The organism is Enterocloster bolteae (genome assembly GCF_002234575.2).
GTDB classification, from domain to species: Bacteria; Bacillota; Clostridia; order Lachnospirales; family Lachnospiraceae; genus Enterocloster; species Enterocloster bolteae.
The window spans coordinates 178,183-203,377 of sequence record NZ_CP022464.2 but is presented as its reverse complement, the minus strand read 5'-3'; the positions used below and the strand labels follow the sequence as shown (position 1 = coordinate 203,377).

Annotated in this window: 23 protein-coding genes and 5 pseudogenes; 6 read left to right on the top strand and 22 right to left on the bottom strand. The window is 48.9% G+C overall.

Features of this window, described 5'->3' with window-relative positions; translation table 11 throughout:
- The first annotated feature begins 6 nt into the window (after positions 1-6).
- From CGC65_RS01005 to CGC65_RS00990, 4 genes are all read left to right on the top strand, one after another.
- The gene (locus tag CGC65_RS01005; RefSeq protein WP_048928880.1) at positions 7-501 is read left to right on the top strand and encodes a hypothetical protein; all 495 of its coding nucleotides are present in this window, start codon (positions 7-9) and stop codon (positions 499-501) included.
- A gap of 333 nt (positions 502-834) precedes the next feature.
- The gene (gene ligA, locus CGC65_RS01000) at positions 835-2,862 is read left to right on the top strand and encodes an NAD-dependent DNA ligase LigA (protein WP_048928881.1); all 2,028 of its coding nucleotides are present in this window, start codon (positions 835-837) and stop codon (positions 2,860-2,862) included.
- A gap of 146 nt (positions 2,863-3,008) precedes the next feature.
- Complete coding sequence (locus CGC65_RS00995; protein WP_007037891.1) at positions 3,009-4,370, top strand: ATP-binding protein; 1,362 nt, start codon at positions 3,009-3,011, stop codon at positions 4,368-4,370.
- A gap of 107 nt (positions 4,371-4,477) precedes the next feature.
- A complete protein-coding gene (locus CGC65_RS00990; protein WP_007037892.1) occupies positions 4,478-4,813 on the top strand; it encodes a hypothetical protein in 336 nt (111 codons plus the stop codon).
- Between the two features lie 49 nt (positions 4,814-4,862).
- Here the strand turns inward: CGC65_RS00990 and CGC65_RS00985 are convergent, their stop codons facing one another.
- The 4 genes from CGC65_RS00985 to CGC65_RS00970 all read right to left on the bottom strand — a co-directional run bounded on the left by CGC65_RS00985 (position 4,863) and on the right by CGC65_RS00970 (position 6,561).
- A complete protein-coding gene (locus tag CGC65_RS00985) occupies positions 4,863-5,087 on the bottom strand; it encodes a DUF5348 domain-containing protein (protein WP_007037893.1) in 225 nt (74 codons plus the stop codon).
- Between the two features lie 24 nt (positions 5,088-5,111).
- A complete protein-coding gene (locus tag CGC65_RS00980) occupies positions 5,112-5,744 on the bottom strand; it encodes a recombinase family protein (RefSeq protein WP_007037894.1) in 633 nt (210 codons plus the stop codon).
- Between the two features lie 186 nt (positions 5,745-5,930).
- Positions 5,931-6,116: a helix-turn-helix domain-containing protein gene (locus tag CGC65_RS00975; protein WP_007037895.1), complete on the bottom strand. Its 186-nt coding sequence runs from the start codon at positions 6,114-6,116 to the stop codon at positions 5,931-5,933.
- Positions 6,109-6,561, bottom strand: coding sequence for an RNA polymerase sigma factor (locus CGC65_RS00970; RefSeq protein ID WP_039897531.1), 453 nt, complete (start codon positions 6,559-6,561; stop codon positions 6,109-6,111). The genes CGC65_RS00975 and CGC65_RS00970 overlap by 8 nt, the downstream gene beginning before the upstream one ends.
- A 437-nt stretch (positions 6,562-6,998) precedes the next feature.
- Here CGC65_RS00970 and CGC65_RS00965 point away from each other — a divergent pair, with 437 nt between their 5' ends.
- Positions 6,999-7,349 carry a helix-turn-helix domain-containing protein gene (locus CGC65_RS00965; protein ID WP_048928882.1) on the top strand — a complete coding sequence of 117 codons (351 nt, stop codon included), beginning with the start codon at positions 6,999-7,001 and terminating at the stop codon, positions 7,347-7,349.
- Between the two features lie 104 nt (positions 7,350-7,453).
- Here CGC65_RS00965 and CGC65_RS32765 read toward each other — a convergent pair.
- The 16 genes and pseudogenes from CGC65_RS32765 to CGC65_RS00880 all read right to left on the bottom strand — a co-directional run.
- Positions 7,454-7,597 (bottom strand): annotated as a pseudogene (locus CGC65_RS32765) (IS110 family transposase); the annotation flags it as partial.
- Positions 7,585-8,331: pseudogene (locus tag CGC65_RS00955) on the bottom strand (reverse transcriptase domain-containing protein); the annotation flags it as partial. The pseudogenes CGC65_RS00955 and CGC65_RS32765, both read right to left, overlap by 13 nt.
- A gap of 89 nt (positions 8,332-8,420) precedes the next feature.
- On the bottom strand, positions 8,421-9,188 hold the full coding sequence (locus CGC65_RS00950; protein WP_007037899.1) for a ZIP family metal transporter: 768 nt from the start codon (positions 9,186-9,188) through the stop codon (positions 8,421-8,423).
- 113 nt (positions 9,189-9,301) lie between these two features.
- Positions 9,302-9,508, bottom strand: a pseudogene (locus CGC65_RS32370) (ABC transporter ATP-binding protein); the annotation flags it as partial.
- A 322-nt stretch (positions 9,509-9,830) separates the two neighbouring features.
- Entirely contained in the window at positions 9,831-10,367 is a 537-nt protein-coding gene (locus CGC65_RS00940; RefSeq protein ID WP_007037902.1) for a DUF3592 domain-containing protein, read from the bottom strand.
- A gap of 247 nt (positions 10,368-10,614) precedes the next feature.
- Complete coding sequence (locus CGC65_RS00930) at positions 10,615-11,493, bottom strand: DUF3137 domain-containing protein (RefSeq protein ID WP_007037904.1); 879 nt, start codon at positions 11,491-11,493, stop codon at positions 10,615-10,617.
- Positions 11,494-11,503: 10 nt separating this feature from the next.
- Positions 11,504-12,448, bottom strand: a complete 945-nt coding sequence (locus tag CGC65_RS00925) for a hypothetical protein (protein WP_007037905.1) — start codon at positions 12,446-12,448, stop codon at positions 11,504-11,506.
- 15 nt (positions 12,449-12,463) lie between these two features.
- On the bottom strand, positions 12,464-13,786 hold the full coding sequence (locus CGC65_RS00920) for a hypothetical protein (protein WP_007037906.1): 1,323 nt from the start codon (positions 13,784-13,786) through the stop codon (positions 12,464-12,466).
- Between the two features lie 18 nt (positions 13,787-13,804).
- Complete coding sequence (locus CGC65_RS00915; protein WP_007037907.1) at positions 13,805-14,611, bottom strand: hypothetical protein; 807 nt, start codon at positions 14,609-14,611, stop codon at positions 13,805-13,807.
- Positions 14,612-14,626: 15 nt separating this feature from the next.
- Entirely contained in the window at positions 14,627-15,562 is a 936-nt protein-coding gene (locus CGC65_RS00910; RefSeq protein ID WP_144233044.1) for a hypothetical protein, read from the bottom strand.
- Positions 15,563-15,590: 28 nt separating this feature from the next.
- Positions 15,591-16,511, bottom strand: coding sequence for an LptM family lipoprotein (locus CGC65_RS00905; RefSeq protein WP_007037910.1), 921 nt, complete (start codon positions 16,509-16,511; stop codon positions 15,591-15,593).
- A 28-nt stretch (positions 16,512-16,539) separates the two neighbouring features.
- Complete coding sequence (locus CGC65_RS00900) at positions 16,540-17,310, bottom strand: hypothetical protein (protein WP_039897534.1); 771 nt, start codon at positions 17,308-17,310, stop codon at positions 16,540-16,542.
- Positions 17,311-17,341: 31 nt separating this feature from the next.
- Positions 17,342-17,581 (bottom strand): DUF2442 domain-containing protein, encoded by a 240-nt coding sequence (locus CGC65_RS00895; protein WP_007037913.1) that lies wholly within the window; start codon positions 17,579-17,581, stop codon positions 17,342-17,344.
- Positions 17,582-17,675: 94 nt separating this feature from the next.
- Positions 17,676-20,147 (bottom strand): winged helix-turn-helix domain-containing protein, encoded by a 2,472-nt coding sequence (locus tag CGC65_RS00890; protein ID WP_007037914.1) that lies wholly within the window; start codon positions 20,145-20,147, stop codon positions 17,676-17,678.
- 244 nt (positions 20,148-20,391) lie between these two features.
- Positions 20,392-21,651 carry an ISAs1 family transposase gene (locus CGC65_RS00885; RefSeq protein WP_235622269.1) on the bottom strand — a complete coding sequence of 420 codons (1,260 nt, stop codon included), beginning with the start codon at positions 21,649-21,651 and terminating at the stop codon, positions 20,392-20,394.
- Positions 21,652-21,676: 25 nt separating this feature from the next.
- On the bottom strand, positions 21,677-22,258 hold the full coding sequence (locus CGC65_RS00880; protein WP_039897536.1) for a hypothetical protein: 582 nt from the start codon (positions 22,256-22,258) through the stop codon (positions 21,677-21,679).
- A 269-nt stretch (positions 22,259-22,527) separates the two neighbouring features.
- Between CGC65_RS00880 and CGC65_RS00875 the strand changes: the two genes are divergently transcribed.
- Positions 22,528-23,334 carry a LytTR family transcriptional regulator gene (locus CGC65_RS00875; protein ID WP_007037917.1) on the top strand — a complete coding sequence of 269 codons (807 nt, stop codon included), beginning with the start codon at positions 22,528-22,530 and terminating at the stop codon, positions 23,332-23,334.
- A gap of 43 nt (positions 23,335-23,377) precedes the next feature.
- Here CGC65_RS00875 and CGC65_RS00870 read toward each other — a convergent pair.
- Positions 23,378-24,451 (bottom strand): annotated as a pseudogene (locus tag CGC65_RS00870) (DUF4368 domain-containing protein); the annotation flags it as partial.
- A 1-nt stretch (position 24,452) separates the two neighbouring features.
- Positions 24,453-24,991, bottom strand: a pseudogene (locus tag CGC65_RS32365) (CHC2 zinc finger domain-containing protein); the annotation flags it as partial.
- Positions 24,992-25,195: the final 204 nt, after the last annotated feature.

Genomic DNA, 25,195 nt, shown 5'->3' with positions numbered 1-25,195 from the left:
ATGTCCATGATAGAAAAAGCAGTAAAATCCTGTTTGGAAACAGAAAAACAGCTGAAGGATCAGATGGCTACTCTGAAAAAGAATCGTGACAATGTCCCTCTTGATGTACTGAAAACCAAATATAAGAAAGGCTATACCGCACTCTGCGAGGATCTCCGTCTTTTGACAAGTGACTTTATCAAGTCCATCGTCCTCAAGGATATTGCCGTTATGCCAAAATACATGCCGGATGTAGTTCAGATCATTGAAACAACAGTTAAAGACTCTGGCCTATTAAAGGAGTGCTCCAAAGCAGTCTATCGGCAGCAGGATTTTGAGGAATTAAAAAGCTTGGCTGAACAGCTTCGGGAACTGGCGCTAAAGGCCCTGGATGAGTTTTACATGAAGCATATCGGACTTTACATTGCTCCGGAATGCCTGAAGGAGCCTTATCCGCCGCCATATTACTTAAACCTGGTAACCAATCAGTATTATGACGGAACCAGGTGGGCAAAAATCTAAGTCTATATATTGTATTTATCTTTTTCAAATAATCCATATATTGTATTTTTATTGACCTTTTCTATATCTTGTGGTATTATAATCTTGTTATTGATTTTGTGTTTTCAGAATTTGAGAAGGAACACACGCTGTTTAAGTTAGTACGAAGTCAGAATGCATTGAGATTTTTTTCTCATGTCTTCTGACTTTTTTATTTGCAGCCAGACTGCACGTTGCGGGAAAGAATGATTCTACTATGAATTCTTCTGTTCCCGCTTTTTTATGCGGCGGGAAAGGAGGAAGAATTATCTTTCAAACACATTCAATGACAATAAAAAAATAATGGAGGCGCATATGAAACAAAATCAAAATGAACATCTCTCCCAGGAGGCAATACGCATTCATCATCTGGTGAAACAGCTCAACCAGTACCGGCACGAATACTACAACATGAATGCTCCCAGTGTATCCGATGCAGTCTATGATTGTCTTTTCGATGAATTAGATGCATTAGAAAAACGAACCGGAATTATCCTGAGTAATTCTCCGACACAGACCGTCGGATATCAAGCTGTCAGTCAGTTAGACAAAGTACACCATCCGATACCACTGCTCTCTCTTGACAAAACAAAACAGATAACAGAAATCCATGATTTTATGAAAAAGCAGAAATCCCTTCTTATGCTGAAGCTGGATGGACTTACCATCAAGCTCACATATGAAAATGGCCGGCTCATTGAGGCTTCTACAAGAGGCGATGGCGATGAAGGAGAAATCGTTACCCACAATGCTTCGGCTTTCCGGAATATTCCTTTATCTATTCCTTACCAGAAACGTCTTGTTATAAGTGGAGAAGCATTTATCCACATTCATGACTTCGAACGGCTGCAAAATACCCTATTGGACAGCAATGGAAACCCTTACCGAAACGCCAGAAATCTGGCCGCCGGCTCTGCTCGCTGTCTGGATGCCAATATCTGCAAAGAACGTTCTGTTTCCTTCTATGCATTTCATGTTCTGGAAGGACTGGACGAATCTTCGGAGCTTTCAAAAAGCCGCGAAGCACGCCTTACAGCATTACATCCTCTGGGATTCGACATCTGTCCTTTTCTGGTACTTTCATCAGAAGCATCCCTTGAAACACTGAATGAAGCCATGGCAACGCTCCGTGATCTGGCTTCTGAACTGGATATTCCCATTGACGGCCTGGTTCTCCGATATGATGACCTGCCTTACTCTGTCGCCTGCGGGCGTACCGGACGTTTCTATAAAGACGGAAAAGCTTTTAAATTTGAAGATGATACATTTAAAACCATTTTTCGTTCGATTGAATGGCAGACTGGACGAACCGGAGAGATTGCTCCCGTGGCACTGTTTGATCCGATTGAAATTGACGGATCTACTGTATCCAGAGCAAGTCTGCATAATCTGACATTTATTCAAGATCTGGAACTCTATCCCGGATGTCGGATTCTGGTATCCAAACGAAATATGATTATTCCCCATATCGAAGAAAACTTAGATCGCGGCCACTATCAGGATATGACACCCAGAACATGCCCCTGCTGCGGCAGTCCTACCCGTATCTATTCCAGAAGTTCCGGTTCGGAACGGATTGTACAGACACTACACTGCGATAACCCAAACTGCAGCCAGCAGATTCTTCAGCGCTTTGTTCACTTCTGTGAAAAGAAAGCTATGAATATCATCGGTATTTCTGAAGCCACCTTAAAACAGTTTATTGACCTGGGCTTTCTGAAATGCTTTCAGGATATTTATCACCTGGATCGCTTTTCAGATCAAATTGCTGATATGGACGGATTCGGTAAAAAATCCTATGAACGGCTCTGGAACTCCATTAACGAAAGCCGCAATACCACCTTTGTCCGTTATCTGGTTGCCATGGATATTCCCATGATCGGCAGAACTGCCAGCCGGAAACTGGAACAATACTTTCACGGAAATCTTTTGGAACTGGAGCTTGCAGCTATGAGCCGATTTGACTTTACCTGCCTGGAAGACTTTGGTGAAACTATGAGCAGCAATATTATCGAATGGTTCCATGACCGTGAAAATCTTACCTTATGGAGAAACTTACAAAAAGAAATGCACTTTAAAGAAAGAGAGGAAACTATCATGACAGAAACTAAAAATAACCCATTTGCAGGATGTACCATCGTAGCAACCGGAAAGCTTGAAAACTTTACCCGTGACAGCATTAACAGCAAGATCATCAGCTTAGGCGCCACCGCCGGAAGCTCCGTCACAAAGAAAACCGATTACCTGATCTGCGGAGAAAAAGCCGGCAGCAAACTGGCGAAGGCACAGCAGCTTGGGGTAAAGGTTCTGAGCGAACAGGAATTTTTAAATATGATTGCATAATACTGAAAGCGTATAAAATGAAGCGGGAAGGGACAGCATAGGTATCTTCCCGCTTTTAATATACCGTAAAGAGAGCTATTTTCTACTATATTATCTCTCCATGTTTTGTTATAATAGAAATAATCGAACGAAAGGAGCGCTGAATTATGTATCTGAAAAGAATCATTTACGATCAGCTTCTGGATTGGAAGAATGATACCAGTCACAGTACCCTGGAAGTAAGCGGGGCGAGACAGGTCGGAAAAACATACATTATCAATAAATTCGCAGATGAAAATTTCAGGCATAAAATCTATATCAATCTGTTTGAACAAAGCGGGCAACAGTTTATGGAGTGCTATAAGCAGGCCACTTCCTGGACTCCCGGTACAAAACGCCCAGAACACCCTCTTCATGATGCCTTTCGCCTGTTTGATATCGAGTTTACTGATTCTGACGACACTGTAATTATTATTGATGAGATTCAGGAATCCGCTGAGATTTATAACCGGATCCGGGAATTTACCAGACAGTTTAAATCCCACTTTATCATTACCGGAAGTTATCTTGGAAAGATCTATGAATCGGACTTCCGCTATTCCAGTGGTGATGTCACGACAATTCCCATTTATACGCTGTCCTTTGAAGAGTTCCTGCTTGCCTACGATTCTGCTTTATATGAACAATATCAGAATCTGTCACTGGACACCCCTGATTCAGGCAATATTTACACCCTCCTGAAGGAAGCTTACGACATCTACTGCCAGGTCGGCGGATATCCGAAAGTGGTGGAGACCTATCTGGAGACACGCAGCTTTGAAAAGGCTCAGGGTGTCCTGATTAAGATTATCGACACCTTCACCAACGAATCTATCCGGTATTTTACGGACATCCTGGACACAAGAGTCTTTACCCAGATCTTCCTGTCTATCTGCCGTATTTTAAACCGTGAAAGCCGGGGGCTGAAAGAAGACAGTATCAGCGAAGAACTGCAGAAACTGGTAACAAGAGACTATTCAAGTAATATATCAAAAGCAGTCTGCAACCGAGCCATCAGCTGGCTGTATTTTTCCGGTATCATCGGTTTCTGTGCAAAGATTACGGAAATGGATGTTCTGGATTTCAAGCCTGCAAGCCGCTGCTACTTTATGGATCTCGGCCTTGCAAACTACTATCTGACACTAACGGGAACCGATGCTGCAACGCTTTCCGGTACCCTGAATGAAAACTTTGTTTATATCAATCTGAAGAAACGCCAGGACTTCCCTGCTGAGATTGCTTTTGAAACACCTGCCTTCGCCACCTATAAGGGTGGAGAAATTGATTTTGTCGCCCAGACCTTAAAAAACCGCGTCCGCTATCTAATCGAAGTGAAAGCCGGTAAGGGTACTGCGACAACATCACTTAAGGCATTAGAGCACGGAAAAGCAGATCATCTGCTCTATCTGAAAGGGGATACCAAAGGCGGAATAGACAAAAAGGTTCGTACACTGCCGATCTACCTGCTGGAACGGTTCAACTTTCAATAAATTATTAAAAAGCAGACAGCCAGAACATGAGACCGATATTATTATTTATTCTCATGCTCTGGCTGTTTTGATTTTCGTGTTATACTAATCAAAAAGGAGACTAGCTTATGACTGAATCCATGAACCAACTTATCCCAATTTTTGAAGACATCATCAAGGCAAACAACTTCATTACCTTTGCCTACAGTTCCCTGGATGACCGCTGGTTTTATCTCAGCATGAAAGCCGGTGATGACTATGATTCCACAAAAATCCTGGGAAATCTAAACCAGGCCTATGCGTATATGCTGGAAGAATGTCAATACTACTGGCTGAAACGCAACAGGCTCCTGCAGCCCGACCTTACCGTCGATGCTATCATTGCTTCACTCTCTCCGGAAATTCATGGTCTTCTGGACGCATTCCTGGAGCCATATGTAAAAGCAGCTGAAAAGTTCCTTTAAACCCAAGAGCAGGACAGTGACCAAACATTACCGGCCACTGCCCTGCTCTTTACCTTGTTCTTACTTCCAGTCCCTCCATCTTCAGTCCCGGTAAACCCACCAGATACCAGTCCTCATACATCTCAACTCTGGCCGGAACCCACACATCATTCAGACAGAACTCAAATACCTCCCCGCAATGGATTCCGCCATAATTTACGGTCTCTCCATCGCAATCATAACAGAAATCGTATCTGCCGCTCTCCTTGTCATAAAATAATGTTCCCTGCTTCATCGCTTGAACCTCCTTGTTTATCCATTAAGTACCTCCATCCTCTAAATTACTTGAATTTTCTTCATACCGTTTTGCCAGACGATAGAACGAATCTTTCTTTATCCCCATCTGCCGCATAGCCTCTGATGCTGTTACTTCTCCTGCCGTCCACTTGGGATACCATTCATCCCAGTTTTCAGGGAACTGTACCTTCGGTCTGCCAAGATGCCTGCCTTCTGCCTTTGCCACCTCAATCCCCTGTCTCTGCAGCTCATGGCGCTCCGCCCAGTCTTCATCAGCCACATAAGCAAAAACAGCCAGCACCACATCGGTAATCAATTGCCCTACCAGCTCCTTGGACTGTGTGGTGTCCAGGATCGGCATGGATGTTACCTTGATATCAGCTCCGATCTCCTTCGTAATGTGATGCCACTCCTGATAGATTTCTCTGTAGTTTCTTCCGAAGCGCTTCAGTTCCGTTACCACCAGCAGATCTCCTTCCCGCAGAACCGTATCCACTAGGGATCGGTACACCTTTCGTTCAAAGGATCTGCCGCTCTCCTTTTCCACAAAAATATCCCGCTCCTCAATCCCTTCCGCCTTCAGTATTTCAATCTGCCGCGCCAGGTTCTGGTCCTTCGTGGATACACGCGCATACCCGAATTTCTTTACTGCCATTTTTCAGATGCCTCCTTTCCAACTGTCGCAAAAGGTAGGGTTCTGTTTTTGCAACATCGCAAAATTATTTTCCAACCTTTAGCGACAGTTTTTCTCTATGTTTCCTGCCGGTAAATACCCGTCTCACAAGGTTTACCTTTAGCGATAGGTATTCTATACGGAAGAAAGGGGCTGAAAGCAACAAATTTATATCCGGAACTTCAAAATGCACAAAAGCAGCGTATGACAAAGCTCTTGGTAGAGATCCTCATCAAATACACCGAAGTCCAAGGCATTCTTTACCAGCAATGGCCGGAACATCTGATAGATAGTTTCCACTGCCGCACTGTCCCCGGATTTTGCCCGACGCAGTAAATTTTCAAAATCACTCATATCGCTTCCCCTCCAGTTCTTTTCTGATCTTCCGGATCACATAGTAGTAAGCCATCTCTGCCTGCTTCTCTGACATCTCCATCCTCGTCCCAATCTCTTTGAAATCCAGTTCCTCAAATACCCTTGCGATCAGAATTTCCTGCTCTCTCTTCTTTAATTTGATTATTGCGCCAATCAGCTTTCCTTCTTCCAACACGCGAATCAGCTGCTCTATGGATGGAGTCTCATTATACTTCCAGGGCAGATGCTCCAGCTTATACTGGCGATATTCCTGTTCAAAGTCCGTATAGCTTCTTTCTAATACGCCAGGACGCTCAGCCTCAAATTCCGTCTGTTGATGCTTTCTTTCCATATAACTGATTCGTTTATTTTTTACTGCAGTTACCAGATATGCTGTGAATCGGTTCTGGACGCTGCTTCCCTGCTCTGAGCCGTATTCTTTCATCTTATCCTCCTGAATTGAATTTTTCTGCTGTCTTTTCAATTCGGGAAATTGGAGGTCCCCGGCTCCGTGGGACGATAAAATATACAAACTGTAGAAAAGGGATACTGATAACAAATTTGATGTTATCAATACCCCTAAAAAAGGATTGTTCTCTCTTATTAAACTTGAATGATACTTCTAATCCTACTTCAAAAATATTCTCTTGAAAAATCTGAATTTTTTTCTTAGAAAATCATTCCTTTTGCTGTTGATGAGAATATTTCTTCTATGTATATGTTCTTTCCTGCCACCTACTCTTAATCGCAGATAGCTCTCCCCTCAAATGATCTATATCCCCGTTATCCGTTTTCACGAACTATCATTCCTATAATTATAGAACGATAACCGCGTATCTTTATCTAAACCAGAACGATAGAATGATTTTGAGGTGAACGATTATGCAAGTTTATAATTCTGATTTATGTTTAAAACTTGGCAGGCGTATTGCTGCTGCCAGAAAAAATTGTCATATGACTCAAGAACAGTTATCCGCAAAAGCCCATGTTACATCCAGACATATCAGCGATATCGAACGTGGTCTCATCAGTCCTTCCTATGATGTCCTGCGTTCTCTGATCATTGCTTTGAACATATCTGCCGACACTCTGTTTTTTCCCGATTATGAAGAAACAGATCCAATTTTTCGAGAGTTAACCGCCTGCTACCGAAAATGCCCAGAAAGCAAGCGTACTGCATTAGTCCAAACTGTAGACTTTTTAATAGAAACTATCCTTATTGACGAAAAATAGTTGGGATTGAAAATGAGAAGTAGGTGGTATTCATTACCTTAAGCATACAACAACCAAGCCATCTTTCGGTGACTGCTTTAAAAATTGAATGTTAAGAAGTTGAGGTTATGCAGTTCAGGATGCTTTGAGCTTTTAATCACATCGTTTGCGCACTGTACCAAAAGCAGTTTGATATAGCATCCGCCTTTGGAGACCCGGACAGATTTTTTCTTCCCTGCATTTTCATTGTTGGTAGGAGTAAGAGCGGCTCATGAGAATATTTTGCACTGCTTTCCAAAAGGCATTTTGCCGCGCGTTCACTCTTTGCCCGCAAGACCATATCGTCTGCGTAACGAATGCGCGGTACTCTCCTTCACTGAAATTCCCAGTCAAACTCATTTAGATACACATTCCCTAAAAGCGGAGAAATATTGCCCCCCTGAGGAGAACTTTCCTCCGTTCTCCATCACTCCGCTTTTCAGATAGTTCTTAATCATCTGTATCACCCGTTCATCCTTGATTTCTTTTCTCAGTAGATTGAGCAATGTCGTATGATTCAGGGTGTCAAAGTACTTCGACAGATCTAGAATTACCGCCTGTGTGTATCCCTGTTCTGCATACTTCTTTATTTTCTGAATTACGTCTTTTGCCCCTCGTCCCAATCGGTAGCCAACGCTATTTTCCGAGAATCGCGGCTCATAGATTGGTGTAAGTTGTTGTGTCATTGCCTGTTGAATGGTTCGGTCTATGTCGGTAGGTATGCCAAGCTTCCTCACTTCTCCGTCTGGCTTTGGGATCTCCACTCTTCTGACCGGTGATGGAGTGTATTTCCCTCTCCGGATTCTCTCCACCAGTTTGTGATTGTGTTCCCTCCACCATGTCAACGCCGCCTCTATGGTCATTTCATCTACTCCCGGCGCTCCCTTGTTTGTCTTCACGCTTTTGTAGGCTCTGTACTGTCCCTTTCCTTCCATATCTGGTTAAATGAGTGGTGCGCTCTCACATACCCTTTTCACTACCCATATGCATATATGTAATAATTATTATTCCCGAAAAAGAAACAAAACACTTTTTCGCATCATAAAATTCCACCTACCCAAAAAAAATATCAAGAATCATCATCAGTACAAACCCAATTGAAAATGCAATTACTCCAATATTTGAATGCTTCCCCTCTGACATTTCAGGTATCAGTTCCTCCACCACAACATAAATCATTGCTCCAGCTGCAAAACTCAGGAAATATGGAAGTATCGGTGTAAAAGTAGATGCCATCAACAATACTAATATTGTTCCTATAGGTTCAACTACTCCCGACAACATCCCCAAAACAAATGCCTTTTTCTTTTCCAGCCCGCTATTATGAAGCGGAATAGCTATAATTGCACCCTCCGGAAAATTCTGGATTGCAATTCCTATTGCCAAAGCTAAAGCCGCTCCTATGGTAATACCAGACTGCTCTGCCTGCATTGCAGCCAGCACAACACCAACTGCCATTCCCTCTGGAATATTGTGAATCGTAACTGCAAGTAACATCATGGCATGTTTTGACAAGCCACTTTTTATTCCCTCCGGTTTATCACTATACATATGTAAATGTGGAACTACCTCATCAATGCACAGTAAAAATCCGATTCCCAGTAAAAATCCAACTGATGCAGGAACAAAAGCTAACCTCCCCATATTTTCGGACTGTTCCATCGCAGGAATAAGAAGGCTCCACACAGACGCTGCCACCATAACTCCTGCTGCGAATCCCGTTAAAAGTTTATCAATTTTTTTCTTCAAAGACTTCAGAAAAAACACACATGCCGAACCTAATACTGTTCCGGCAAAAGGGAGCAAAATTCCTATCAGCATACTTTCTATCTCCTTTTATGGTTAGTTAATTCTAACTCACATTTATTCTATCACTACTATGCTGATCTGTCTATCTAAATCCATATCCCGAAAATTTACCCAAAATATGCAGCCTATAATTTCCAGCTCACGGTCTTCTCTCTCTGGCACACAAATCTGCGGTATATTCCTTCCTCCTTCTTCAGTTGCTCATGCTTTCCTCTCTGAACGACTTTTCCCTCATCCACAACCAGAATCTGGTCTGCATTTTGAACAGTCTTAGTTCTATGTGCAATCATGATAATAGTTTTTGCTTTCATCAGTTCATCAATAGCTTCCATTCTTGGCGTCGTTTGCCTATACCATGGAAGATGCTGCCGATAAATTTCCCAAGGACATTGCAGCCATGGAGCAGAATTTGAAACGGCTGGAAGAAACAGGAGCAGAAATATTTTTTCGCGGCTCATGCTACGCTCCTTTCGTCCTATTCCGGTGATTTTTTACAGAACGAAAGGGCGGCGGGGAGCGACAGCCGCATGAATTTAAATAGAAAAAGCTATAATTAAAATGCGCCTGACTGCAAAACGCAGTCAGGCGCAAAAACACAATGTAGGAACCCCCTGTATTCATTTACAGATCAAAGGGGATATTCCATGCTTGATATCAGGAAATGGTGATATTTCCAGTGAATGTCATGATCCCGAAAAACAGCAGGATTAGAGCTCCGAAGAAGAACAGGAATCCGCCCAGGACAGGTTTTCGCGGCCTGTTTTCCGTAATGCGTTCCGGCTTAGCCGGGTCATAGTATCCCATCACCTGCCGCCCCAGATCTCGCTTGCCGGACAGCGATTGACGGCTCGAGTACCGATAGGTCGTGCCATTCACTGTGTACTCATAGGTCGGCAGATAGTACGTCTCCCGGCGCAGCCGATCACTGCCGTCCTTTTGGTGTGCCCACCGTTCATCGGCCGATTCCTCGATCCATACCACCTTCATCATCGTGGTGCCTGTGTACCGCCGCACGTCATCCTCGTATTCCTTCTGTGCGCTTTTTCGACGACGGACACCAAGCCATGCCATCAGCACGGCCGCGAGGAGAAAGCCAATGCCCGCTGTGATATACTGCATATATCCTGCGGGCCATGCCACAAGCGCTACTGCAAAAATGAAACCGATTACGATAACTTTGATACTCTTCATACGTTCTCCATCCCGCCGCCATGGGCGGAGATATCCTTTTATGATACCGGTGGTTGGTTCCGCACGGCATCCACAAATAAAATGGTCAGCCCGATATAAGCGGCGCAGGCTACTGCCAGCAGAACGCAGAGGACGACACAGACCGATTGAACCGGTTTCCGCAAGTAACGGCGGGAGAGAGCTATCCCCAGCAGCGACAGCAACAGCAGCACCACAGCAAGCCAAAGAGGCATATTGCTCACCTCCCTTACACACCGCGGAATGCGTCGATCATATCCGTGAACCAGCGCAGTTCATGGGCAAAGCGCTGCCGCAGCTGCGCTGGATTTTCATAGCCTTTGCCGATGTCGAAAAAGCCGCGTCCGCTGTGAACGGCGATATACACCCTGCCGTCGGGGTTGAGATTTACAGCAAATTTACCGATGGAGGAATCCGCCAGTGCCAGGATGCGCTCCATGCGGCCAAGGGTCAGGATGCGAAGGGCTGCCGCTTCATCGTCGCTGCTCAGATTGAAGCGTTTGTCGAAGACCTCGCTGCCTGTTTTGATGGTTTTGGCGCTGAACAGCTTATCCAGCCTTTCTCTCGGCCAGATGGTCAGCCATGTCGGAAATTCTTGTCCCAGCTCACACAGCATCCACTGACCGGTGTAGACAGGCTGCTCGTTCTTTTCCCACAGGCCCGTTTCCTCCCGCTGGACCTCGTTGACCTCCGTCAGCCTGACGGTACACAGCTCCGTAGTCAGGCCACGATATGTTCCCCGAACATACCCACTGCCGCTGCAATGGGTGTGTCTGGGCAGGGGTATGTTCGTGTCCTCTGCGTCCAGAAGATGCGGCGTGGGGCTCATCTGCACGTTTTCAAGGGCAGCGCTTACGATGTCCGGTGCGATGGCATCGAAGGCCTGCTGGCTTGCCTTGTCCTTGGACTTGCCCTGCACCATCTGCCCCAGGCCAAGGATCACGCCGCCGATGACGACCAGCACAATGTTGCCGCCCAGAATGATGCCTGCGATGGCGACCACACCGCCCACCAGCGAAAGGAGTTTTCCGCCCAATTTGCCGCTCTTGCTTTTGCGAAGCTGCCGCGACAGATGTTCATCCGTCATGTTCCTGCTTTTTTCTTCCATATTCTTCTCCTTATTCTGTCGTGCCGGTCAGCGCGGGACTTTCCGTTATCAGATCCAGCAGATTGCCCATACCGGTCAGCGAGGCGATGAACCACTTGCGGATGCCGTCGATGTCCCGCAGATCCAATTCCTCCGGAATGCCCGCAAACACATACCGGGTGTTCAGGGCCAGTGCCAGATCGCCGTCACGGAGGATAAGACCGCACAGCTTGGAAGTTCTGGAAGATGCCTCCAGCTTCTGTACCAGATCACGAAGCTGCGGTGTGACCTGATCGTCCGCCTCCCGGTCATCCGCCGTATGAGCGGAAAAGTGCTTCCGGAAGGCGGCAGGTTCGGTGATGTCGTCCTTCTTCCTCTCCTGGAACATGTCGTTCAGGGCGATGTCCAGCGCCGGGTCACAGATGTCCTTGCAGCGGACCACGATGCCGCGGAACAGCGTCTCGGTCCGGGTTATCCAGTTGTCGTTGTTGGGACCGGACTTTTCCTCCACGGTGCGGCGCAGCTCCACGTTAGCCGCAGAGAACCGCAGCCCCTTGTGCTCGCCCTCGTGGAAGTCCGTCACAGTACACTCCGTAAAGGAGACCACCGATAGCTTTGCCGCCTCCAGGTACGCCCAGTCGATGGGCAGCGTGGCCGGCTCCGGCTCCGGACCGAAGGCTTTTGTCAGTTCCGTGCGGAAGAAGCCGCCCAGCTGCTGCTGCATCAGGGCTTTTTTCTTTTTCTGGGCGGGCTGTGCCACCAGCAGGAACAGCGCCACACCGGCAAAGACCAGAATGCAGATCACAATGATATTGCGATACACAAACGTCATGATGCACCCGGTGATTACCAGAATAACGCCCAGCAATATGCCGATGCTCTCCGTTCTCTGATAGCTTCCCAGCTTTTTTGACAGCTCCGTGTCGGTCATGCGCTCGGCGCCCACCGCGTCAAAGTCATTGCGTTTCTTTCTCATAGCTGTCCCCCCTCATTAGTAGCAAAGGCTGAAATATAGGCTGCTGTAAGGGTCAACGGTGTCGATATCCATGATGGCAGCTTCGGGCGAAATGCTGTCGAGCTGCATACGTTTGGCAGTGTCCTTGTAGCTGCCCGGCTGTGCCTCGGCGGCAAAGACGAGCCCGTTATACTCCTCCGGGAGATAGACGGAATAGCTCTTGGTCAAAACCTGCGCCCAGTCGCCCACGTTGTACTGCCAGTTGGTTGAGTAGGCGAATTCAATGAGATAGCTGTTTCCCTGCCAGCTGACAGTGTGGAGATAATAGTTGTCCCCGCGCTGGCTGTTGCCGTAGGCCGTTGAAGTGGTGAGCCACATACCGGTGTAGAAGTCATATAGCTCACTGCTGGTGACAGTCGTATACTGCTGGTCAAAGTTGGGGATGGAGTCCTCCGGAATGTAGCAGATGGCGTCAAAGTGCAGCTCGCGGATGCCGTCGTGGGTGTAGTCGCCGTTCTTCGTGATCTCCCAATAGCAGTCGGCGGTGTTATAGCCGTCGCCAAGCCCCGAATAGCTGCAAACCCCATTTCCCAGCAGGAATGTCCCCATCTCCACGGCGGCATTAATCTCAAGGCCGTTTCTTGCGAAGTACGGCTCCTGAGACTGGATGCCCTCCACAGGCAGGAGCGTGCCGTTGTTCACGCTGTCGATGAGGTCGCCGCTGACGGTGCGGTCCAGCTGTAAGGTGTCACCGCTGCCGTCAAAGTGGAGCGTCACGCCGTTTTCATCCACCCAAAGCGTACCGTATTCGATCACTTCATCCTGATCGTTTACAAATTCCCATGTGGCGTCATCGCAGATGCGCAGCCAGAGGTTCTTCCCTTGATACTCCCAAAGGCCCACATACTCGCCCAGGTCACCGCCGCTGAGAGCAACGGTGGAAAGATCCTCCCGGAAGACATAGCGCTCCACCGGGTCCCAGATCCAGACCAGCTCGGTGGCGTCACCGTTTTCGTGGATGAAGCTCACCAGAACATCACTTTCCCCGTCACCGTCCATATCGTCAAAGGAGATGGCGTTGAATGACTGCTCCGCGTCGGGGATGTTCATGGGAAAGGATACGCTGTCAAAGAGGACCTGCTCCGGCAGATCCCGGTAGAAGGCCGCGCTGCTCTCACACACTGTGACCAGCACATCCACACTCTCGCCGTCATGGGCAATGGTGCCGCTGCCAACCACCACGCCGGTCGTGCGCCAATCATCTCCCGCGACATCGTCAGAATTGCCGCAGGCGGCAAGGCTCAGGCAGAGCGCCATGGCCGGCACAGGGATAAAAATATGTTTCCATCGATTCTTCATGGTTCTCCTTCCTTTTTATCACTCCATCAGGTAGTAAACACCCTCATCGCCCCAGACCAGAGCATCCTCGTCAAACTCAAAAACCCGGTACGACACACCGTCATACAGGGTGGAATCGGCGTAATAAGTGCTCACCTCGTCCGTGGAGTAGGAGAATGTGCCGTAGTCCATTTCCGCGGCCTCAGCGCCGGGAGCGCGCTGGTAATAGCTCCAGTTCCCATTACCGTCGATGACGATATAGGTCTCAGCCGAGAGGTCGCCGTCATAGTACCAAATGCCCTTGAATTCCGAGACATTCCGCTGGCAGAGGTCGGAATCCCAGCTCCAGTAGGAGTCCGGGTTTCCGTCTAAACGGCCGTTCCAGTCGGACACATCGTCCCCCGAGGGATCAGGCTCGTCGTCTTCATGCCAGAGGTACTCCATCCCTTCGCCGTAGTTGAAGTAGCCGTAAGCGGCGCTGTAGAGCTGGCCGTCCTCCATGTCGATGCGGCTGCCGGAATCGTCCAGGTTGCTGTAGGCATAGATAGCCTCCCACTCCGGCTCATAGCGGAGGTAACCGTCATCCATCACTTCGCCGCTGAGGTAGAGGGTCCAGTTGCCCTCGGCATCGAACTCCATAGAGTCGTAGTCGTTGTTCGCTTCGCCCAGCCAGATACCCTCGAAGCCGCTGAAGTCGTTGACGGTGTCCTCGCTGACTCCGCCGCCCAGCCCCTCGTTGGGGTCGTCCTGTGGGGAAATCGCTTCTTCCGTATTGCCACAGGCTGTACACAGCAGGGAAAGCAGCAATACCAGTCCTGCCAGAAGATATGGCTTTTTTCTCTTCATGTGATATTCCTCCTCTTATTCTTCATCGCTCAAAGACAGCTGCGAAAAAATATTTTGATAGATCTCACTCATATCCGCCGCAGCATCGGGGAGCGCGCAGAAGCCGTAAAGATAGGTACAAACGTCGGTGTCCATGGCAAATACGGTCCATTCCCGGGTGTCTTCGTTCTCGCCGGCAGTATAGGTTACGATGTAAACCGGATAGCTTAAATTTTTGCTGTATTCCTCATTTTCTTCGGCGGACAACAGCTCATAGGTATCCGTATCACTTAAAGACAGAGCGCAGGCCGTCAGATAATCGTCCAGTTCCTGCACATCCGGAACAAAACAGCTTTGCTCCGCTGCGTTGACCACAAGGAGCTGCCCATCCTCGGTGATGTCCTCATAGCGGTAGGTGCCGTTGTCATGATTCTCAGAGAGCAGGTTCTGCATATTGGTAAAGGGTAGTGCGCCGCCCATCAAAACCGGGATGCCGTTCTGTGAGATCACATCACCCCGGCCGTCGCCGTCCGCAGCGTATAGCTCCACGATCTTCTGGTCGTAGGTCTCCGGGTCGTAAGCGGTGTCCAGGAAGAGGGCGATGCTTAGATCCGGCGGCGAGAAAATGAGGAAATCGCCGTTTTCAAAAAAGGTAGGGGAACTGGGATCGTAGTCCGGGTTGACAGGCTGGCCGTCCTCCCCGTAGAATTGAAGGTGGAAGCCTGCGTTCAGCTGTTCTTCCGTGTACTCGCCCAGGTCGATCCCAGCGCTTTCGCCTTCCTCCAGCGTGGTCTCCAGGCGGTTTTCGCCCCAGTCCTCCTCCGAGATAAGACTGATGCGGAGATCCGTGATGGGATATGTGCTGCGGTTTACCACGGTGATCTGCATGGGATACTGCTTTGCACCGCAGGCGGCAAAGCTCAGACAGAGCAGCGCAAGGGCGAACATCAAAAGGTGTCTTCGTTGTCTCATTTCATTTTCCTCCTTCTTCCGCGGGGCTTCAGATGTCCCAACTATCCATCCAGTTTGCGCCCCAGTCAACAGCGGGATCATATGGTTCTTCGGGAATCCAGCCTGCGGGATAGATGAGGCCGTCTTCGTCGTGGTAGGCAAGGCCGTCTTCGCCGATGGTGTAATCGTTGCCCAAAAGGTAACGGTTCACGCCGTCGTAGTACCAGATATAGAAGGTGGAGTATTCGTCTTCATAAAACTCCGCGTTTTCCATATCCGTGTAGGCGTAGAAGTCGGCATTGCGGTAAAAGACGCCATCAAAATGCTGATCGTCCCCGTAGCGGCCGAAGCGTTCGGCGGAGAGGGTGAAGCTGTTGCCGTCGTCACCGGGGCAGAGGTAGGCGCGCGTCCCGTTGTCGTAAAGATAGAGGCCCATACCCTCGCCCTCGTCGTTCATGGTGCCACTCATGGAATAGTCCGGCGAGCAGGCGATGTACTGCATGAGGGACGAGTTGATGACGATGGTCTCGCCCAGGGCATTTTGCCACATGCCGTCCCAGTTGCTTATGTCCCATTCGACGATCTCCGCCTCGTCGTCGTGGAGGAAGGTGTTTCGATGGATGGTGAGTCCGCTGCCCTCGCCGTTCCGGTTTGGCAGCAACACGCCGTCGTCGCGCAGGAGGAAGTTGTAGAGAAGACCGTTGAAGAAGATCATCGGCCGACCGCTCGCCTCGGACAGTTCGAATTCTCCGCGCCCGCCGAGTCCCCAGCGAGTGCGGTAGGCGTAAAAGCCCTCCGTACTGTCAAAGTATAACTTCGCGGTGCCGTCGATGCTCCACATCCCGTCGAGAAATTCCATATCCATGACGGTTTCATAGCCGCTTTGCGTATCGTCAGATTCGGTGTTGCCGCAAGCGGCAAGGCTCAGACACATAAAAAGCGTCCATACAAGAGCAAAAAGCTTCTTCATTTATATCGCTCTCCTTTTTTTGCAGAGCTTACTCTATCTTCTGATAGTAGTCATATTCGCCGCCCCAGTAGATCACGTCGCCGCCGACAAGTGTGAAGTCGTAGACCACATCCGTATGTATGGTGGAAATGGCAAAATACTGTCCTGCACCGTCTTGATCCACCTCTATGGTGCCGCAGTCTACCATGGTGGGGTCCCCGTCATCGCCGGGCCGCTCCAGCAGCTCCCAGCTTCCGGATGCGTCGAATTCAATTATGCTGGCCGCGCCTGGGTCACCGTCCTGATACCATACGCCGGCGAAGAAACCGTAATCGCCATCACCGATGTTCTCGCCCGGCGCATCGCCGGTCACCTGCGTAAAGGTGCCAAGCTCGGCTACATGCAGGGCGCCGTCCTCGTCGAACCAGCTGCGGTAGGCCATGCCGTCGTGCTCGTTATAGAAATAGTCATAGTCATAGTCCGGTACGAACTGGATGAAGCCGCTGGCGGTCATGTCTTCGTCAGCATCGTACAGCGCAAAGCGCACCTCGTCACCCTCATCGTTGTTGGCAGCGACCAGCGTGCCGCCGTCCTCACCCGTCCACGCGCCGCCGTAGAGGTAGAGGTTCGCCATCTGTTCGGAGTCCTTGACCAGTCCCTCGAAGGAATCCGGAACGCCGTATAAATTGTAGTCGCTGCCGTCATCGCCGTAGTCTTCGTTGCTCTCAACGTAGTCTTCGCTGCTCTTGCCGCAGGCGGCAAGGCTCAGGCACAGCACCAGCGCCAATGCAAGAGACAGATGTTTTTTTAAATATTTCATCGTGTTCTTCTCCTTTTTTAGATAAACAGTGTCAATGTTCCTGTTCTGCCATGGCCAATATCTCATCATGGCTCAACTCCACATCGCCGAAGCGGACAAAGATACCGTTGGTCACAGCGCTGTTCCACACCCGCGCATCTGCAAGCGGGCGAAACCGGATCTTATCAAGATACGGCTTCATATCCAGCAGCAGCCGGCTGCCGGATACAAAATCCACCTGCAAAACATGGTTGGGCAGCGGTGTGACAGATGTGAGATACCTTCGGTTCAAGTGCGTGCCCTCCTTTCCGCAAAAATAAAAATCCACCGTACAAACATTGTACGGTGGATCCTATGGGATAACCATTAACCAAAGGTTAGGTCTTTTATCTGAGCAGCTCGGCAAGCAGCTTTCGTTTGGTTCGGGTGTCGCCCTCGATATGAAGCTTGGAATAGATCTGGTTGACATACTGCTTGACGCTCCCCTCGGAGAGAAAGAGCTGTTCCGCGATCTCGCGGTTGCTGAGGCGCTGCGCCATCAGCTCCACGATCTCAAATTCCCGCGGTGTCAGCACGTCGAAGGCTGCCGGGCGCGTGCCGGCTGCGTTTCGCGCCGTTGCCGCTTCGCCAAGCTCAATGATTTTTGAGAGCAGGTCATTTTTTACCTCCCGTTCCAACAGAGGCTTCAGGATATCATAGTTTTCTACAAACGGCATCACAAGACCGTCCGGTTCGGCGTCGGAAAGTGCCTTTCTCAGCCATGCGTGGGCTTCCTCGCTCTTGCCCAATTTCTCATAGGCTACCGCTGTCTGGATGCGTAGGTGCAGCGCCACCAGCGCATAGTGCATGGCTTCGCAGACCGGCAGCAGCTCTGCGCTATACCCCACCACCCGGACATAAGCACCTTGGGCAAGATACACCTGGTTTTCGATCATTTCCATCATAGGCTTACCCGGCGCAAGCATATTGATATCAGAGAGCCGGTGCTGCGAAAAGATTTCAGGGATACTGTCCGTTTCACCCCGCAGCGCATGGTAATAGGCACTGGTGGCGTTCCAAAGGTTGATCCATGAGGCATCGTGATAGCGCAGCAGCGCCGCGTATCGCTCCTCAAAGGTATAGCGCTGCTCCACATCGGTATGCAGCGAGAGCCGCCACGACAGAAAGTCGCAGCAGAGTGCCATGTTGATCTGCCCGTTGTCTTTGACCTGCGCATAGGCACGCTCCAGTTCGATGTGCGCATCGGTGAAGCGGCCCTGGCAGAACAGCGCCTCGGCGCGCATGATGGTCTCCGCGCCCTGCCCGTGGTGGTTGGTGACCTTATAGTAATGGGGCATACACTCGTCCATCTCGGCAAGCTCGCTTTCGAGTTCTCCCGGTGCGCGGTAGAACATCATTAGAACGGACGGCGAGCCAAAAGTCCAGCCACCGCTATTCTGGATGCTGATGGCGGGGCGGGACATCTGCACGCTGGCGCTGCGGTGCAGGCGGCTCATGGCGCTGATGTCGTTGTAGCAGAGAAAACTCAGAATGAGGTCGCATTCGCCCAGCAGGTTGCCGCGTTCTTCTTCGGACAGCTCCGGGTGCTCCTCGATGGCCGTTAGCAGCAGCGCCTTCAGCTCCAGCATTTTTGGGATTTGCCGCCATGTGAACATCCGGCGCATCAGTACCAGAATGGCGAAAGGATAGGCCTTGAGCGTTTCGGCGGGGCATTTTTCCAGCGCGTCGAGTACGTCCTCGGGCTTCAGCGACGCAAGCAAAATGCCCGCATCGCTGCGGATGACGCGCAGCAGCGCGTCGTAATTCTCGCTCTTCCTGTAAGCGGCAATGGCATGGAGATACTGCCGGTGCTGCTCATACCAGAGGCCGAAGCGCTCCCAATAGAGCCGCTGTGTTTCAGCTTCCATTGCCAAGAAGCAACATTCGGCGCACTCCTTCATCATGTGGTGAAAGCGATAGGTCACACCGTCCGGCAGGTGCGTGACAAAGGCGTTCTGCTCCGTCAGCACAGAGAGAATTTGCCCCGCGTCCCCGTTGCCTGTGACGCACTGCGCCATTTCAACGGTAAATTCATCAGCAAGTCCCATGACAGCGAGAAACTCCCGCTGTTTTTCCGGAAGGGGATCGATCATGGCGGCGGTAAAGGTGGCGTAGATGTCAGAATCGCGGCTGGGTAGCACGCCGCGCTCGGAGAGCGTTCGCAGATTCAAATATACGGCGGAGAACCAACCCTCGCTGGAATAGAGAAGGCTTTCGATCTGCGCTTCGGAAAGCGCTGTTCCGCAGCGATGGGCATAGACGGCGAGCTCCGTGTGGTTCAGGCGCAGCTGCTCCGTGCCGATCTGATAGACCTTTGCTCCCAGCCGCACCGTCTCCGCAGCGGGCAGAAAACGATCCCGGCTGGCGACGATCAAATGCACATTGATGGGCAGCCTGTTTGCAAGCATACAAAGAAACAGCGAGGCGCGTCTGTCCGTCAGCAGGTGGAAATCGTCAATGAAGATGTAGCAGGATGTTTCTCCCGCCAACACATGGCAGAGGTCATCCACCAGCAGTCCGCCGCCCGCTGCGTCCGTGGGGCAGGGGTATTCCCGCAGAAAGGGGAAACCTGCGTGGGCAAACGCCTCCTGTACGCTTTTCCAGAAGATGGCGAGGTTGCCGGAGTATATGCTGATGCGGATGATTTTCAAGGTTTCCGCCTTGGCGCGCTCACCCAGATACCAGTTCACCGCCGTGGTCTTTCCGTAGCCCATGGGCGCGACCACGGTCGTCATAGCGCAGCGGGAAATCGGCCGCAGGCTCTCTTGCAGCCGCTCAGATATGTAAATGGTATTCAGGTTCCATTTCGGTTTTGGCATGGTCAACACCTCCGTACGAGTAACAATCTGTACAAATATTATATACAAATATCTGAATCGTTTCAAGCGTAGACGGCAAGCGAACAGGGTTGTTTCATGAACTATCCATGAGCAGATCTAACTTATTACAATCTTGTTATCACATCTCTCATTTTGTTTCCAATTAATTAGCCCTGTAAAAAAGCGCAAACTAACTCTATATCCCTTTACAGGACTTTTTTTCAGTGGTATTCTTTCTATATAGTCAATACAGACTGGCTATCCCTTGAAATACATACCGTTCCCGCAAGGCGGCATTGTCACAAAAGCAGTCCATCATTTCTGTCATTATATCTGCCAGACCTGTCTCGTACATCGCCAGGCGTAAGATGTTGTATGCGTATTTTCTGATGAGTGACAGGTTGTTTCGGGACTTTTTGGCTGGCGAACGATCTTCCCTGAATGTATCGTCCAGCACATGATGGAGCCGGTTCTCTATTGACCAGTGCATTCTTTTTATGCTTCCCAACTCCTCTGCCGTAAGGATCAGGTCTGATATCAGTGCCGTACACTGGACATCTTTCCCAGTCCCCTCTTCGGCAGAAGGAGCCGGGACTCTTCTGGAGCCTTTTTCCAAAAACTCTTCCTTTGATGGAGTTACATCATTCCCATGGCTGTCTTTTTCGCTGGGTATTCTTACCTGCTTGATCCGCCCAATACTTTGAACGTGCGGCCATTCTTTTTGGCTTTTGGTCAGATTTGAGGCATCTTTACATATCTGGCAAGTCCTATACTCATTTCTGTCCCGGTTTTTTTCTATCCGGATGATTTCTTCATATTTCTCAAGATACTCCCTCATCCCAGAATCCAAAACTTCGCCTTTTTTCCTTTGGACATCTGCCGCCTCCAGTTTATCCATGAACGTATGAATCTCCTCATAAGCCTCTGGCTGGTTTTTCTTTACTGTCAGCGCAAAATGTCCTCCCTGTTCATGAATCTGTTCCATGATTGCAGTCTGTGTCCCAACAGCATCAATCGTTACAATGCTCCCACTGATATCCAGAAGCTTTAATAATTCAGGAATCACCGTAATCTCATTCGTCTTTGAATCTACCGGAAGCTGTGCAAGCATCAGTCCCCGAACCGTTTCTACTACATTCAGCAGCATCGGGGTTGTCTCACCTTTCGTTTTTTCCGTTGCACCACACAAGGCTTTCCCATCAACAGCAAGATGGGTATTCCTGGAGTCCACAATCTCGCCGACCCACTCCATAAAAGCATACAAAGCTAATTCCTCATCAATGCCACACAGCATCCGGGTAATGGTGGAAGGTGAGGCAATCCCGTATTTTAATTTCATATGTTTCCGCAGCTCTTCCAGATGGGTTTTGCACCATTTCAGGCTCCTGCGGATCGTTGTCCGGCCACAAAGGAATCCGAGGGTGACACATACCAGCATTTCTGCAAGATCGTGTCTTTTCTCTCTGCCGCATCGATAATCCGGAATCTGTCTGAAATAATGGATCAGCTTTTCTGTCAGAACCGTCCTTTCAGCACATTTCCAATGCCACCTGTATTTTCTCCAGAAGTCCCTGCTGTTCCTCATTAATTTTTGAAATGATTTCCGTTTTATCCAGGCATACTAAATAGATAGTCCCTAACTGACGTAATTCTTCCAGACTAATGCCCCGTTTTTTATAGATTCTGCGGGACAGGGACGCTGTCTGGGCTGCAAACTGATATCGGAAATCTGATTCTTTTTTCATCATCCGTGTTTTTTGGATATAAGAGGTTGGGGACTGTTTTAGAAGAATAATGGAAAGTACATCCTGCCAGTCATCCCCCAACGGTTTTTTCCAATCATCCGGACACAGCTCCCAGACGGCTTTTGAAAATCCGTATTCCCATACTTCTGCATCTGTTAAATCTACTTTTCTTTTATTGCTTTGTATCACTCCTTCCGGAGTAATCACACCGATATAAGTATCTACTGGCTGCGGATACTTTTTTCCTTTCACGCGTCGGGATGTTCTTTTATAGAGATAATACGAATCGCCTCTTTTCTTCACGGTAGTTCCTTTTGTCCGATGCTTCTGAACCCAATCCGGGTACTTTTTCTCAGTTACTGGCATAACATCCTCCTTTCCATATAGGTAGAATACACCTATACTATATAGATAGTATACCTCTACAAGAACAAAAAGTCGAGAGTTACACATGTTTTGTATAACATGCATAACCCTCGATAATATCTGATCTTTTTATCTTTTAAAAAATCATTCATGAAACAACCCTGCACCAATGACGTGTTTGGTGTAACGAATCGTGTGCTTCGCCTTGCCCTTTTCTCCGACCTCTGCTAAAATGGAAACAGAAGAAAATACACAAAGGTGGTTTGTCAATGGCGGTTAAAAAAATTGAGTTGGAAGAAGTAGCGGCACTCACAAAAGAATTGTTCCACGCCCACTATGCGGGGGACTTAGAGCAATGGTTTTCCTACCTCTGCCCGGACAGCGTTTACCTCGGCACGGGAGAGCCGTTACTATTTGGCGGCGACGCAATCAGGGAACATTTCAAAGGCTTTTCTGGGAAAGCCATCAACATCATACAGGAAGAATATTTCCCGCTTTCTTTGAGCGACAATGCAGTGCAGGTGTGCGGACAGATTTTCTTGGAAAGTTTGGAGAAGTCTTTTCGTATTATCAACCGTTTCACAATCAGCTACCGTATCATCGGCGGGGAATTAAAAATGGTACACCAGCACAATACCTATGAATATATGCAGCCCAGTGAAAGCAGAATTCTGAACTTAGATATGAATACCATGCAGTTTGTCCGCAGTCTGCTTTTGGATCGTCCCTCCGGGCGGCGTATGCCGGTACGCAGCGGGACACAGACCATTTTTGTCAATCCGAATACGGTTTTATATGTACAGAGCCAGCGCAGGAAAACCGAGTTCGTCTGTATTGACAGAGTGATCTCCTGCAACAGCTCCATTGGGGAGATTGGAATGGAACTGCCGGATTTCTTTTATCCGCTTCGCCGTGGCTATCTGGTAAACACGCTGTTTATCGTGGCAATCCGGCGTTTTGAAGTGGAATTGATCTCTGGGATCTGTATTCCCATCCCCGCATTGACCTACCAGCAGGTAAAGCAGGATTTACTGAGGAAACAGTCTTTGCCTCCCCTTAATCTTTCAGACAAATAAAATCAGGCGATATGCCAAAACGCATACCGCCTGCGGCGTTTCCTTATCCTTCCACCGGGATTTCCCCGACAAAGTTATAAACGATTCGGACTTCCTGCACTTTCTGCCCGTCAATCTTTTCGACTTCTCCCACCAGAATCTTGCCGATGAGCCGGTTCAGCACCGCTTCATCCAGTTCTTCAATAGCTGCATAGCGCCGGATTTCTTTAATGAAGGTGCGGACTTCATTTTCCTGTTCGTCAGAGTGGCGCATCATCAACATCAGGTCTTGCGGACGATTCTGGTTGGCTTCCTGCTCCTGTTCCAATGTTGCTGTCAGCTTCATAAAACGCTGCTCGGTCAGGATTCCTTTTGCCTTATCGGTATATAGGTTCAGGAACATCTCATCAATTTCACGATTCCTGCTTTCCAGTCGTTGACATTCCTTCTGTGTCTGGGAGGCATCCAGAAGATACCGCCGTTCCATCCGGCTGCTCAACCGCTGATAAAAGGCGTCGGCATCTTTGAGAGCAGTCTTTGCCAGCTCCTGAATGTCATTCAACACAAGGTTATATAAATCTCTGGCTTCGATCTTGTGGCTGGTACAGGCGTTCTTGCCCAGCCTGTTGTAGGTCTGGCAGATATAATACGCCTTATCAATCGGTTCCCGCTGTTCGCCGGTAAAACGGTTCTTTCCGGTTCTGCCAACCTTTTCATACCGCACCTGCATGGACTTTCCGCAGGTCGCACAATAAATGATACCGTGGAACAGGTTATAAAAGGGGCAGGAGTTGCCCTTCATAATAGTTGGTCTGCGGTCAATGATTTCCTGCACCTGCTCCCATTCTTCCGGGGAGATGATTGCTTCATGGCAATCCTCAATGATTTCCCAGTCCTCACGGGGGATAATGTCATAGGTGTTGGAGCGAATCCCTTTCTGATGTGTCCGGCAGACCAGATGTGCGCCCTTATAAAAGGGATTTCGCAGGATATAGCTGATCCTTGCACTTCCCCATGAATAGTAATTTACATCACATTCTGTATTGCTTTTTACTCTGATGATCGGGACTTTATCATCCATGAGCTGTTTTGCGATCCGCATACAGTCCCAGCCATCCAGCGCCATACCATAGATTTTACAGAAGAAGATCCAGCAGATATTCGATATATGGCTGCCTGTGCAGCGCCTCCACAAACAAAGGACTCCAGCCGTCCTCCGGCTGTTTGGGCGCATATTCTTCTTTCCATCGTTCCAACAAATGCCGGTAATCACACAGTACCCGAAAGCATTTCTGCTCCGCCTGCCGGTATCGCATTTCCTCGCTGATTTTTCTACTGATCATTCTTTTTTGTGGCGGATTGTGACCTTTACGGTCAAAGCTGATCGAGAAGTCCTCTGCCAGCTTTAAGGCAGCTTCTTTACTGCTTAGTCCAAAAAGGCGGGAAGTGAAATCAATCACATCTCCATCTGCCTGACAGGCAAAAACAATGGTAACCGTCTGTCCACCTTCATACTGGGATGCCGGTCATCGTGAAACGGGCAGCAAGCCATCCCGTTACGTCCTACTGAAATTCCATAAACCAAAGCAGCCTGCCTTGTGGTAACAGACTGTTCTACTGCTTCAAATACATTCGTTTCTTCTACCTCCAAACAATGCAAAAGGCATCCGGTTTCCATAGAAAATCAGATGCCTCACAATTCCATATCCTGTTTTCTTGTTGGAGCGATCCGTCCTTCACGCTCCCAGCGTTCCCGGTTCTCCCGGTCAGCGTCCAGTTTGCCTTGCGCCAGCTTCTCTTTGCCACAATGTCAAGTGATGAATTAAAAAAACAGGTCACTATCAAAGAAATTTATCTTTCATAGCGTACCTGTTTTTTGAAC